Genomic DNA, 12426 nt, shown 5'->3' with positions numbered 1-12426 from the left:
TTACGGCCTGGTTTATCTTTCGCTGACACCGGTGCCGTCCGTTTTGCGCCCGTCCCCTTTACGCTCGTACGCATGACCAGCGACGACTTCGCACGGCCCGGCCGCCCCCGTTCGCTCGAGACGTATGCCGTACTCGAGCCCGAGCAGACCGGGGCGGTGCTCGCACTGCTCGCCGACGCCGCCCGGGCCGACGGACAGCAGGCGGTGTCCGAGCAGGGCCGGCTGCAGCTGCGCGGCGGGAAACGGGACGGGGTCTCGCATCTGCTGCTCTCCGTCGGCGACGAACTCGTCGGATACGCCCAGCTGGAGGACACGGACCCGGTGGAGCCGCCCGCCGCTGAGCTGGTGGTGCACCCCTCGCACCGGGGCAACGGGCACGGCCGGGCGCTCGGTTCGGCGCTGCTCGCCGCCTCCGGGAAGCGGCTGCGGGTGTGGGCGCACGGCGGCCACTCCGCCGCCCGGCATCTCGCGCAGGTCCTCGGGCTGACGCTGTTCCGGGAACTGCGGCAGATGCGGCGGCCGTTGGAGGGCCTTGAGCTGCCCGACCCGGTACTGCCGGAGGGCGTGACCGTGCGCGCGTTCGTGCCCGGTGAGGACGACACCGCGTGGCTCGCGCTGAACGCCGCCGCCTTCGCCCACCATCCCGAGCAGGGCTCGCTCACCCAGCGCGACCTCGACGACCGCGAGGCCGAGGCGTGGTTCGACCCCGAGGGCTTCTTCCTCGCCGAGCGGGACGGCCGCCTCGTCGGCTTCCACTGGACCAAGGTGCACGCGGCGGAACGGCTGGGCGAGGTGTACGTCCTCGGGGTGAGCCCCGGTGCGCAGGGCGGCGGCCTCGGCAGGTCCCTCACCACGATCGGGCTGCGGCACCTGGCGGCACAGGGCCTGCCGACGGCGATGCTCTACGTCGACGCCGACAACAAGGCGGCGGTGGCGGTCTACGAACGCCTGGGCTTCGTCACCCACGAGACGGACCTGATGTACCGAACGGAGACGTGAACCGGTCCCGGTGACCGGGTGCGTGGGGCGGGCGGCCTCCGGCGTGTGCCGGGGTGCCGCCCGCCTTCGCGTTTGACTTTCCGGGCGCCCTTGCACCACCCTTTCACTACTCAATTAGTGAAAGGGTGGTGCTCGAGTGGTCGACTACCGCATCGACCGGCACAGCGGCGTGGCCACCTACGTCCAGATCGTGCAGCAGACGAAACAGGCCCTGCGCCTGGGCCTGCTGGAGCCCGGCGACAAGCTGCCCACGGCCCGTGAGGTCGTCGAGGCAACCGCCGTGAACCCCAACACCGTGCTGAAGGCCTACCGCGAGCTGGAACGCGAGGGCCTGGTGGAGGCCCGGCGTGGTCTCGGCACCTTCGTACGGCGTTCCCTGGGCGCCGCCCCCGCCGACTCCCCGCTGCGCGCGGAGCTGGAGCAGTGGGCGGCGCGGGCCCGTGAGAGCGGGCTGGAGCGGGAGGACGTCGCCGCGCTCTTCACCGCCGTACTCGAGACGCACTACCCCGTCCATCCGAAGATCCCCGAGGGAGAACCGTCATGACCGTCCCGGCCATCGAGGCAGACGCGCTCGGCAAGCGCTTCGGGCGGCACGCCGCCTGGGCGCTGCGCGACTGTTCCTTCCGGCTGCCCGCCGGCCGTGTCTGCGCCGTCGTCGGCCCCAACGGCGCGGGCAAGTCCACCCTTCTCGCGATCACCGCCGGGCTGCTCTCCCACACCGAGGGCACGATCGCCGTCCTCGGCGACGACCCGGCGTCGGCCCGCTCCAGGGTCGGTTTCGTCGACCAGGACAAGCCGCTGTATCCGCAGCTCAGCATCGCCGAGACGCTGCGCATGGGCGCCGACCTCAACCCCGGCCGCTGGGACTCTGACACCGCCGGACGGATCGTGGCCGGCGGCGACCTGGACCCGGGCAAACGGATCCGCTCCCTCTCCGGCGGCCAGCGCACCCGCGTGGCCCTCGCGCTCGCCCTCGCCAAGCGGCCCGAACTGCTGCTCCTGGACGAGCCGATGGCCGACCTCGACCCGCTGGCCCGGCACGAGCTGATGGGCGTGCTGATGGGGCAGGCCGCCGAACACGGCACGACGATCGTGATGTCCTCGCACGTCGTCGCCGAACTGGAGGACTCCTGCGACCATCTGCTGCTGATCGGCGGCGGCCGGGTCCGCCTGGCCGGCGAGATCGACGACCTGCTGGCCGCGCACACCCGGGTCTCCGTCCCCGCGGACACCGATCTGGCACCGCACGACGTCGTCGAGTCCCGCACCGCCGGACGCCAGCTCAGCGCGCTCGTCCGCCCGGCGGGCCCGCTGCCCGCCGACTGGCGCACCGGCCCGCCGTCCCTCGAGGACCTCGTCCTGTCCTATCTGCGCAACCCCGAGGCCCTCGCCGCGCACCCCACCACGGAGGCCGCCGCATGACCGCCACCCTGACCGCCCCGGCCCCGTCCGCCACCGGCCGCCCGGCCCCCGCGCCCCGCCAGCTGCGCTGGCTGCTGCGGCTGCACCGCCCGGCCCTCATCACCGGCACGGCGCTCGTCCTGCTGCTCGGCGCGGCACTGCTGTGGCTCGGCGGCCCGCTCACCGACGCCTCGGCGGCGGCCTGGAAGGAGTACAACGCCTGCGGCTTCACCCCGCGCTGCTCCTACGACCAGGACTCGATCCTGCTCTACAAGGACCTGTACAACTACACGACGTTCGCCGTGCTCGTGCTGCCGTTCCTGGTCGCCGCCTGGGCCGGCGGCTCGCTGACCGGCCGCGAGCTGGAGTCCGGCACGGTCCGCCTCGCCTGGACCCAGGGCGTCTCCCCGGCCCGCTGGCTGGTCTCCCGGCTCGCCTTCCCGGCCGCGCTGACCGTCACGGCGACCGGTCTGACGGCCTGGCTGCACCGCAGGGCGTGGACGACGGGCGAGCACCGTATCGACACCACCAAGCCGTGGGACGACGCCGCCACCTTCTACGCCAACGGCACCGTCCCGGTGGCCCTCGCCCTGACCGGACTGGCCGTCGGCGTCCTCGCGGGGCTCGTGCTGCGCCGCGCCATGGCCGCGCTCGCCACGGCCGCGGCGGCGCTGGGCGTGCTGTGGGCCCTCGTGCACACCGCCCTGCCGTACCTGTGGTCCCCGGTGACCAAGGTCAGCGCCCTGGCGGACGGCCCGTTGGGCGCGGGCATCGCCGTCGAGGAGGGCGTCCTGACCGCCGACGGCGACCGGCTCGCGGCGCCCTGCAACAGCGGCGGGATGTCCGGCTGCCGGGCCTCGCTGGACGACATCGGCGCGGTGAGCTACTACCGGGACTTCCACCCCGCGAGCCACTACTGGCCACTCCAGCTGGTCGCTACCGGCCTGCTGCTGGTCGTCGCCGTGGCGGCGACTGTCGCCGCGTTCCGGCTGCTGAGCCGCCGTACGGGCAGGTCATCCGCCTGAGCGGTGCCGGGGGGCATGCCCGCAGCCCGCGGGCGGTCGTGGCTCCACAGCCCGCGGGCGGTCGTGCCGCTGGGGCGGCACGGGTGGGCGCTGGGGGTACCCCCTCTGGGGAGGCACCCCCTCCAGCGGGGCGAGCGTCACTCGCCCCGCCCCGGGCAACCTCACCGCAGGTGTCGTCAGGGGCGGGCGTACGGCCTGACCGGCACGCCCCGCCGAAGGCGTCGCATACCTGGGAGTCGGCCGTCGATAGCCCAGGGGTCATGTCGTCGTAACCGTTGATTCAGACAGGCTTGCGACGCTCGGCCAATGCATCCCGCCGTGCCAGAGCCTTCGCCGCCCCGAAGGGTGAACGGGAGGAACGGGGACGCCTCAGGGCCACCACCGCTCCCACCCGGACATTCCGACGCGCCCGTGACGCCCCTGGCGCGGAACAATGGGGGCATGAGCCAGCCCAACGCCCAGGCACAGGTACAGCACCCGCAGCCCTCCGTGGGCTCCATCGCCGCCCACCGGCCGCACACCGTGGCCGGAGTGGTCTCCGACCTGGAACCCGACATCGACGCGGACCTCGACGGCTACGAGGAGTCGACCGCCGACGGCGCCACCCCGCTCCCGCAGGGCCGCTTCCTCGACCGGGAACGCAGCTGGCTCGCGTTCAACGAACGCGTCCTCGAACTCGCCGAGGACCCCGCCACCCCGCTGCTGGAGCGCGCCAACTTCCTCGCGATCTTCGCCAGCAACCTGGACGAGTTCTTCATGGTCCGCGTGGCCGGTCTGAAGCGCCGTATCGCCACCGGTGTCGCCACCCGCTCCGCCTCCGGCCTCCAGCCGCGCGAGGTGCTGGAGATGATCTGGGCCCGCTCGCGCGAGCTGATGGCCCGGCACGCCGCCTGCTACCACGAGGACGTCGCCCCCGCACTCGCGGAGGAGGGCATCCACCTGGTCCGCTGGAACGAGCTGGCGGAGAAGGAGCAGGCCCGCCTGTTCACGCTCTTCCGGCACCAGATCTTCCCGGTCCTCACCCCCCTCGCGGTCGACCCCGCGCACCCCTTCCCGTACATCTCCGGCCTCTCCCTGAACCTGGCCGTGGTCGTACGCAACCCCGTCACCGGGCACAAGCACTTCGCCCGGGTCAAGGTGCCGCCGCTGCTGTCCCGCTTCCTGGAGAGCTCCCCCGGCCGGTACGTCCCCATCGAGGACGTCATAGCCGCGCATCTCGAGGAGCTGTTCCCGGGCATGGAGGTGCTGGAGCACCACGCCTTCCGGCTCACCCGCAACGAGGACCTCGAGGTCGAGGAGGACGACGCGGAGAACCTCCTCCAAGCACTGGAGAAGGAGCTCATGCGGCGCCGCTTCGGGCCGCCGGTGCGCCTGGAGGTCGAGGAGTCCATCGACCGCGAGGTACTGGACCTGCTGGTGCGGGAGCTGAAGGTCGGTGAGGCGGAGGTGTACCCGCTGCCGGGCCCGCTCGACCTGACCGGCCTGTTCCGTATCCACGGGCTGGACCGGCCGGAGCTGAAGTACCCGAAGTTCATCGCGGGCACGCACCGGGACCTGGCGGAGGTCGAGTCGGCCTCGCAGCCCGACGTCTTCGCCGCGATGCGCAGCCGGGACGTGCTGCTGCACCACCCGTACGACTCGTTCTCCACGTCGGTGCAGGCGTTCCTGCAGCAGGCGGCCGAGGACCCCGACGTGCTGGCCATCAAGCAGACGCTGTACCGCACATCGGGCGACTCCCCCATAGTCGACGCGCTGATCGACGCCGCCGAGGCCGGCAAGCAGGTGCTGGTCCTGGTCGAGATCAAGGCGCGCTTCGACGAGCACGCGAACATCAAGTGGGCGCGCAAGCTGGAGGAGGCCGGCTGCCACGTCGTCTACGGCCTGGTCGGTCTGAAGACCCACTGCAAGCTGTCGCTGGTGGTCCGTCAGGAGGGCGAGACGCTACGGCGTTACAGCCATGTCGGCACCGGCAACTACCACCCGAAGACGGCCCGCCTCTACGAGGACCTCGGACTGCTCACCGCCGACCCGCAGGTCGGCGCGGACCTCTCCGACCTGTTCAACCGGCTCTCCGGCTACTCCCGCCGCGAGACCTACCGGCGCCTGCTGGTCGCCCCCAAGTCCCTGCGGGACGGCCTGGTCTCCCGCATCGACAAGGAGGCCCAGCACCATCGCGCCGGACGTCCCGCGTACGTCCGCATCAAGGTCAACTCGATGGTCGACGAGGCCGTCATCGACGCCTGCTACCGCGCGTCGCAGGCGGGCGTCCCCGTGGACATCTGGGTGCGCGGCATCTGCGCGATACGGCCGGGCGTGGCGGGCCTGTCGGAGAACGTACGGGTACGGTCCGTCCTCGGCCGCTTCCTCGAACACTCGCGTGTGTTCGCCTTCGGCAACGGCGGCGAGCCCGAGGTGTGGTTCGGCAGCGCGGACATGATGCACCGCAATCTCGACCGCCGGATAGAGGCGCTGGTACGGGTCACCGACCCGGCCCACCGGGCGGCTCTGAACCGGCTGCTGGAGACCGGTATGTCGGACACCACCCAGTCCTGGCACCTCGCCGCGGACGGCGAGTGGACCCGGCACGCGACGGACACGGACGGCCAGCCCCTGCGCAACGTCCAGGAGATGCTCATAGACGCCCGGAGGCGCCGGCGTGGCACAGCGACACCTTGATCCGACGGCCGGTCCCGTACCGGCGGACGCCCTGGCCGGCTATCTGCGGGCCCGGGCGACCGAGTTCCTCCGCGCGCTGCGCCTGCACCGGGAGAGTGGTGCGGGCGCGGCCGCGTCGGAGGACTCCGTTGAGGCGGCCCGCGCGCTGCGCCGCGCGGCGCGCCGCATCAGCGCCAGCCTGCACACGTTCCAGCCGGTGCTGGAACGGGACTGGTCGGAGTCGATGCGCCCGGAACTGGCCTGGGTCTCCGGCACCCTGGCCCAGGAACACGCCTGCGCAACCCGCCTCGACCTCCTCCTCCTGGCCCTGCACCGCCTCTCAGGCTCCCCCCTGATCCCCCCACCCCCGCAGCCCGCGGGCAGTCGTGCCGCTGGGACGGCACGGGTGGGCACAGGCGGCACCCCGTCAACGCCGAGCAGCGCCACCCCACCCCCGCAGCCCGCGGGCAGTCGTGCCGCTGGGACGGCACGGATGGGCACAGGCGGCACCCCCTCAACGCCGAGCAGCACCACCCCACCCCCGCAGCCCGCGGGCAGCCGTGCCGCTGGGACGGCACGGGTGGGCACAGGCGGCACCCCCTCCAGCGGGGCGAGCTTCATCCCACCCCCCACCGATCCCGGCACCTCCGGCAACAGGGGTGCAACCCGCGTCCTCGCCGAACTCGCCAACGGCACCGGCACCGGCACCCGCACCGCCATCCCCACCCCCGACCGCGGCAACCTCACCGTAGGCGCAGCCAAGGCCGGCGCCCTCCTGGACCGCCAGCTCACCCTGGCAAGAACCCGAGCCCACTCCACCGCCCTCCAGGCACTGGGTTCCTCCCGCTTCCACGCAGTGGCCGACAAGGTGGCCGTACTGGCCAGCGAGGTCCCCCTCTCCCCCTCGGCCACCACCGCCGACCTCCGCCCCCTCGCGGACGCGGCCCGCACCCGCCTCGCCGACGCCGTAGCCGCACTCCCCCTCCTCACCGCGGGCAGCCCGTACAACGCCGAGGCCCTGATCCACGGCCTCTCGCCGGACCCGGCCCCCCACCCCCAGGACGCCCCCTGGCACCAGGTCCGCCTCCTGCTGCGCCTGCACCGCTACGCCCTCGAGGTCTGCCTCACCGCCGCCCCGGCGAAGAGCCTCCTCGCCGCCGGTGAGGCACTGGACCGGCACCGCGACGCCTCCGAGGCCGCGGCCGCCGCCGCGCAGGCGGCCCGCACCCCGCGGATCGCCCCGGCCACGGCGTACGCGCTGGGCGTGCTCCACGCCGACCAGCGGCACGAGGTGGAGGCCGCGCGGTACGCGTTCCAGCGCACCTGGCAGAAGGAAGCCCTCGGCGCGTTATAGGAGGCCCCCGGTGACCACCCCCACCCCCGGCACCGAGAAACCCCGCACCCTCACCATCCAGGCCGCCGGCTGTGTCCTGTGGCGCCGCTCCCCCGTGACCGGCACCCTGGAGCTCTGCCTGGTCCACCGTCCCCAATACGACGACTGGTCCTGGCCCAAGGGCAAGCTGAAGCGCGGCGAGGACCCGCTGGCCGGCGCCCTGCGCGAGGTCGCCGAGGAGACCGGACACTCGGCCGCCCCCGCCGCCGAGCTGCCCAGCGCGCGCTATCTGGCGAAAGGCCGCCCCAAGCGGGTCCGCTACTGGGCGGCCGAGGCCGTATCCGGCACGTTCGCCCCGAACGACGAGGTCGACCGGATCCTCTGGCTCCCGCCGGACGCCGCCCACCGCCACCTCACCGAACCCCGGGACGCCGACCTCGTGGACGCCCTGCTCGAGACCTTCCGACCGGCCCCGTGAGTCCCGTTCCCACCCGGTATCTCCCCGTGTCCTCGACGTGAGCGTTCCGTGACCTCACCGCACCGTCCACAGGGGTTCACCCGCCGTTCATGTACGCCAATCGGCTGCTTCACCTGTTCTGCCTAATTTCGGCCTTACGCGATGCGGATCGCCCGAAGAACCGGGTGACCGTGTCACCCACACTTCGCACGCCGCCGAATTCAGGACGGCGGCCACTGGAAGGAACTCAAGTGAAGCTTCAGCGCAAGAACCGGCGGGCCCTCGCTCTCGGTGCTCTCGCCGTCTCCGGCGCCCTGGCCCTCACGGCGTGCGGCTCCGACGACACCGGCAACAGCAACGGCGGCGACGCGTCCGCCAGCGCGCAGGCCGGCAACGTCAAGTGCGAAGACGCCAAGGGTCAGCTCCAGGCCTCCGGCTCCTCCGCTCAGAAGAACGCGATCGACGCTTGGGTCGCGCAGTATGTGGCCGCCTGCAAGGGCGTACAGATCAACTACAACCCGACCGGTTCGGGCGCCGGCATCACGGCCTTCACCCAGGGCCAGACCGCGTTCGCCGGTTCGGACTCCGCGCTGAAGCCCGAGGAGATCGAGGCCTCGAAGAAGATCTGCTCCGGCGGTCAGGGCATCGACCTGCCGATGGTCGGCGGCCCGATCGCGATCGGTTTCAACGTCACCGGCGTCGACACCCTGGTCCTGGACGCCCCGACCCTCGCCCAGATCTTCGACAACAAGATCACCAACTGGAACGACGAGGCGATCGCGAAGCTCAACCCCGACGCGAAGCTTCCCGACCTGAAGATCCAGGCGTTCCACCGCTCGGACGAGTCCGGCACCACGGACAACTTCACCAAGTACCTCAAGGCCGCCGCGCCGGACGACTGGAAGTACGAGGGCGGCAAGTCCTGGGAGGCCAAGGGCGGCCAGTCCGCGCAGGGCTCCTCCGGCCTCGCCCAGCAGGTCAAGCAGACCGCCGGCTCCATCTCGTACTTCGAGCTGTCCTACGCCAAGGACGGCGTGAAGACGGTCGACATCAAGACCGAGGCCGCCGAGCCGGTCAAGGCCACCGTCGAGAACGCCACCGCCGCGATCGGCGCCGCGAAGGTCGTCGGCACCGGCAGCGACCTCGCGCTGGAGCTGGACTACACCCCGCAGGCCGACGGCGCCTACCCGCTGGTCCTCGTCACGTACGAGATCGTCTGCGACAAGGGCAACAAGGCCGACACCCTGCCGGCCACCAAGTCCTTCCTGAACTACATCGCCTCGGAGGACGGCCAGGGCCTGCTGGCGGACGCCGGCTACGCCCCGATGCCCGCCGAGATCATCACCAAGGTCCGCGAGACCATCTCGAGCCTCGCCTGACCCGAGTGTGCGGCCCATCCCCGGACGGGGGTGGGCCGCACCGTCCGGTGCACCGCCAACAGGAGCCCCCGGCCGTCCGGACGGCTCCGACCGAGCCGCCCGACCCGGCGGCTCCGCAGACCGGAGAACCCGATGGACACCACCACACAGCAGACCACCGCTCCCCCCGCACCCGGACCCGCCGCGCCCGCCGACAAGGGCACCGGGCGTGGTGCCACCCGCCCCGGTGACCGGATCTTCCTCGGGCTCTCCCGCGGATCCGGCATCTTCGTCCTCGTCCTCATGGCCGCGATCGCGTCCTTCCTGACGTACCGCGCGTCGCTGGCCATCAGCAAGGACGAGGCCAACTTCTTCACGTCGTTCGAGTGGAACCCGACGGGTGTCCCGCCGGAGTTCGGCATCGCGGTCCTGGCCTTCGGCACCGTCGTGTCGTCGGTCATCGCCATGGCCATCGCCGTACCGATCTCGGTCGGCATCGCCCTGTTCATCACGCACTACGCGCCGCGCCGCCTCGGCGGCCTCATCGCGTACGTGATCGACCTGCTCGCCGCCGTCCCGTCCATCGTGTACGGCCTGTGGGGCGCCCTCGTCCTGGTGCCGCACATGGACGGCCTCTACGGCTGGCTCGACGACTACCTCGGCTGGACCGGCCTCTTCGCCTGGGACGGCGGGCCGGCGCGGTCGCTGCTCACCGTCGGCATCCTGCTCGCCCTGATGATCCTCCCGATCATCACCAACGTCAGCCGCGAGGTGTTCCGCCAGGTGCCGCGGATGCACGAGGAGGCGGCCCTGGCCCTCGGCGCCACGCGCTGGGAGGTCATCCGCATGTCGGTGCTGCCGTTCGGCCGCTCCGGTGTCATCTCCGCGTCGATGCTGGGCCTCGGCCGCGCGCTCGGCGAGACGATGGCCGTGGCCATGGTGCTCTCGCCGTCCTTCGACATCACCGCCAGCCTGCTCGACCCGGGCGGCGGCACGTTCGCCCAGAACATCGCCAGCAAGTTCAACGAGGCCACAGTGATGGGCCAGGACGCGCTGATCGCCTCCGGCATGGTGCTCTTCGTGATCACGCTGCTGGTCAACGGCGGTGCCCGTCTGATCATCGCCCGCCGCAAGGAGTACTCGGGGGCCAACGCATGAGCCACGCAACCCTTTCCCCCAAGCGCGACTCGCTGCGCGGCGCGACCCTGCCCAAGTGGTTCGCCTGGGCGGTCGCCGCCGCCTCCCTCGTCCTCGGCTACGGCATCAGCGCCGCGGCCGGCCTGGACAGCGACATCCAGTGGGCGCTGATCGCCGCGGTCCTCTTCGTCGTCGGCTCCTACGCCCTCTCCGCGAAGATCGAGGGCAGCCGCCAGGCCAAGGACCGCACCGCGACCAGCCTGGTCTGGGTCGCCTTCCTGCTGGCCGTGATACCGCTCGCCTCCCTGCTGTGGGAGACGGCCGAGCGCGGTGTGAAGGTCCTCGACGGCTACTTCCTCACCCACTCGATGGGCGTGGTCGCCGACGCCGAGCCCGGCGGCGGCATCTACCACGCCATCCTCGGCACCCTGGAGCAGGTCGGCCTCGCCACCCTGGTCTCCGTGCCGATCGGTGTGCTGACCGCGATCTACCTGGTGGAGTACGGGCGCGGCAAGCTCGCCAAGGCCGTCACCTTCTTCGTCGACGTGATGACGGGCATCCCGTCGATCGTCGCGGGTCTGTTCATCCTGAGCCTGTGGGTCCTCATCCTGAAGATGGGCCCGTCCGGCTTCGCCGGTTCGCTGGCCCTGTCGATCCTGATGATCCCCGTCGTGGTCCGCTCCACGGAGGAGATGCTCAAGCTCGTCCCGAACGAGCTGCGCGAGGCGTCCCTGGCGCTCGGCGTGCCGAAGTGGCGCACGATCCTGAAGGTGGTCCTGCCGACGTCGGTCGGCGGCATCATCACGGGCGTGATGCTCGCGATCGCCCGCATCACCGGTGAGACGGCGCCCGTGCTGCTCCTGGTCTGGGGTACGGACTTCATCAACGCCAACCCGTTCCAGGACCCGCAGGAATCACTGCCGATGTACATCTACCTGCAGTGGGCCAACAGCGGTGGCTCCGGCGCGGCGTTCGACCGTGCCTGGGCGGCGGCCCTGACGCTCATCGCGTTCATCATGATCCTCAACCTCGTGGCCCGCGGCATCGCCCGCTGGAAGGCCCCGCAGACCGGTCGCTAAGGCCTCCCCAGACTCGAAAGAAGTGATCACCATGGCCAAGCGCATCGACGTCAGCGGCCTCAACGCCTACTACGGCTCCTTCCTGGCCATCGAGGACATCTCGATGACCGTCGAGCCCCGCTCCGTGACGGCCTTCATCGGCCCGTCCGGCTGCGGCAAGTCCACCTTCCTGCGCACGCTCAACCGCATGCACGAGGTCACGCCCGGCGGCCGTGTCGACGGCAAGGTCATGCTGGACGACGAGAACCTGTACGGCGCCGGCATCGACCCGGTGGCGGTACGGCGTGAGGTCGGCATGGTCTTCCAGCGCCCGAACCCGTTCCCCACGATGTCGGTGTACGACAACGTGGCGGCGGGACTGCGGCTGAACGGCAAGTACAAGAAGTCCCAGCTGGACGACGTCGTCGAGAAGTCCCTCAGGGGCGCGAACCTCTGGAACGAGGTGAAGGACCGCCTCAACAAGCCCGGCTCGGGCCTGTCCGGTGGTCAGCAGCAGCGTCTGTGCATCGCGAGGGCGATCGCGGTGGAGCCGAAGGTCCTGCTCATGGACGAGCCCTGCTCGGCCCTGGACCCGATCTCCACGCTCGCGATCGAGGACCTGATCGGTGAGCTGAAGGAGCGCTTCACGATCGTCATCGTGACGCACAACATGCAGCAGGCGGCGCGGGTCTCCGACCGTACGGCCTTCTTCAACCTGGCGGCCGTCGGCCAGCCCGGCAAGCTGATCGAGCTCGACGACACGGAGCGGATCTTCTCCAACCCGTCGGTCCAGGCCACGGAGGACTACATCTCCGGCCGCTTCGGCTGACCCCTCATACCCCTCGCGGTGCTGCATGGCGGTGCCACCGCGAGGCCAGAAGGGCCCGCCCCCTCGGGGGCGGGCCCTTCCACGCTCCCGCACAGCCACAACCTGCGGCTGCGCCGAGCCGCATAGCTGCGGGCAATCGTGCCGCTGGGGCGGCACGGGTGGGCGCAGCGGCAC

At 71.5% G+C, this 12426-nt stretch carries 11 protein-coding genes; all 11 read left to right on the top strand.

Features of this window, described 5'->3' with window-relative positions; all coding sequences use genetic code 11:
• Nucleotides 1-72 precede the first annotated feature (72 nt).
• A complete protein-coding gene (gene mshD / locus ACGFR9_RS12740) occupies nucleotides 73-999 on the top strand; it encodes a mycothiol synthase (protein WP_393206421.1) in 927 nt (308 codons plus the stop codon).
• A 136-nt stretch (nucleotides 1000-1135) separates the two neighbouring features.
• Nucleotides 1136-1543 (top strand): GntR family transcriptional regulator, encoded by a 408-nt coding sequence (locus ACGFR9_RS12735; RefSeq protein ID WP_393206418.1) that lies wholly within the window; start codon nucleotides 1136-1138, stop codon nucleotides 1541-1543.
• Nucleotides 1540-2421, top strand: a complete 882-nt coding sequence (locus tag ACGFR9_RS12730) for an ABC transporter ATP-binding protein (RefSeq protein WP_393206415.1) — start codon at nucleotides 1540-1542, stop codon at nucleotides 2419-2421. The genes ACGFR9_RS12735 and ACGFR9_RS12730 overlap by 4 nt, the downstream gene beginning before the upstream one ends.
• Nucleotides 2418-3425, top strand: a complete 1008-nt coding sequence (locus ACGFR9_RS12725; RefSeq protein WP_393206412.1) for an ABC transporter permease — start codon at nucleotides 2418-2420, stop codon at nucleotides 3423-3425. The genes ACGFR9_RS12730 and ACGFR9_RS12725 overlap by 4 nt, the downstream gene beginning before the upstream one ends.
• Nucleotides 3426-3731: 306 nt before the next feature.
• Nucleotides 3732-6101, top strand: a complete 2370-nt coding sequence (locus tag ACGFR9_RS12720; protein WP_393206409.1) for an RNA degradosome polyphosphate kinase — start codon at nucleotides 3732-3734, stop codon at nucleotides 6099-6101.
• On the top strand, nucleotides 6082-7434 hold the full coding sequence (locus tag ACGFR9_RS12715; protein ID WP_393206406.1) for a CHAD domain-containing protein: 1353 nt from the start codon (nucleotides 6082-6084) through the stop codon (nucleotides 7432-7434). The genes ACGFR9_RS12720 and ACGFR9_RS12715 overlap by 20 nt, the downstream gene beginning before the upstream one ends.
• 10 nt (nucleotides 7435-7444) lie before the next feature.
• Nucleotides 7445-7891, top strand: coding sequence for an NUDIX hydrolase (locus tag ACGFR9_RS12710; protein ID WP_393206403.1), 447 nt, complete (start codon nucleotides 7445-7447; stop codon nucleotides 7889-7891).
• 230 nt (nucleotides 7892-8121) lie between these two features.
• Nucleotides 8122-9249 carry a phosphate ABC transporter substrate-binding protein PstS gene (gene pstS, locus ACGFR9_RS12705; protein ID WP_393206400.1) on the top strand — a complete coding sequence of 376 codons (1128 nt, stop codon included), beginning with the start codon at nucleotides 8122-8124 and terminating at the stop codon, nucleotides 9247-9249.
• Nucleotides 9250-9381: 132 nt separating this feature from the next.
• Nucleotides 9382-10386: a phosphate ABC transporter permease subunit PstC gene (pstC, locus tag ACGFR9_RS12700; RefSeq protein ID WP_393206397.1), complete on the top strand. Its 1005-nt coding sequence runs from the start codon at nucleotides 9382-9384 to the stop codon at nucleotides 10384-10386.
• A complete protein-coding gene (pstA, locus tag ACGFR9_RS12695; RefSeq protein WP_393206394.1) occupies nucleotides 10383-11444 on the top strand; it encodes a phosphate ABC transporter permease PstA in 1062 nt (353 codons plus the stop codon). The genes pstC and pstA overlap by 4 nt, the downstream gene beginning before the upstream one ends.
• 31 nt (nucleotides 11445-11475) lie before the next feature.
• A complete protein-coding gene (gene pstB / locus ACGFR9_RS12690; RefSeq protein ID WP_311648789.1) occupies nucleotides 11476-12252 on the top strand; it encodes a phosphate ABC transporter ATP-binding protein PstB in 777 nt (258 codons plus the stop codon).
• Nucleotides 12253-12426: the final 174 nt, after the last annotated feature.

This window comes from Streptomyces sp. NPDC048584, from assembly GCF_043199595.1.
Taxonomy (GTDB): domain Bacteria; phylum Actinomycetota; class Actinomycetes; order Streptomycetales; family Streptomycetaceae; genus Streptomyces; species Streptomyces edwardsiae.
The sequence above is the reverse complement of the archived record's forward strand: the minus strand, read 5'-3'. Positions and strand labels throughout refer to the sequence as shown.

Coding starts and splice junctions, on each gene's coding strand:
- ACGFR9_RS12720 (WP_393206409.1), top strand. CDS start 3,732: ATGCATCCCGCCGTGCCAGAGCCTTCGCCGCCCCGAAGGGTGAACGGG.
- ACGFR9_RS12730 (WP_393206415.1), top strand. CDS start 1,540: ATGACCGTCCCGGCCATCGAGGCAGACGCGCTCGGCAAGCGCTTCGGG.
- pstB (WP_311648789.1), top strand. CDS start 11,476: ATGGCCAAGCGCATCGACGTCAGCGGCCTCAACGCCTACTACGGCTCC.
- mshD (WP_393206421.1), top strand. CDS start 73: ATGACCAGCGACGACTTCGCACGGCCCGGCCGCCCCCGTTCGCTCGAG.
- pstC (WP_393206397.1), top strand. CDS start 9,382: ATGGACACCACCACACAGCAGACCACCGCTCCCCCCGCACCCGGACCC.
- ACGFR9_RS12725 (WP_393206412.1), top strand. CDS start 2,418: ATGACCGCCACCCTGACCGCCCCGGCCCCGTCCGCCACCGGCCGCCCG.
- pstA (WP_393206394.1), top strand. CDS start 10,383: ATGAGCCACGCAACCCTTTCCCCCAAGCGCGACTCGCTGCGCGGCGCG.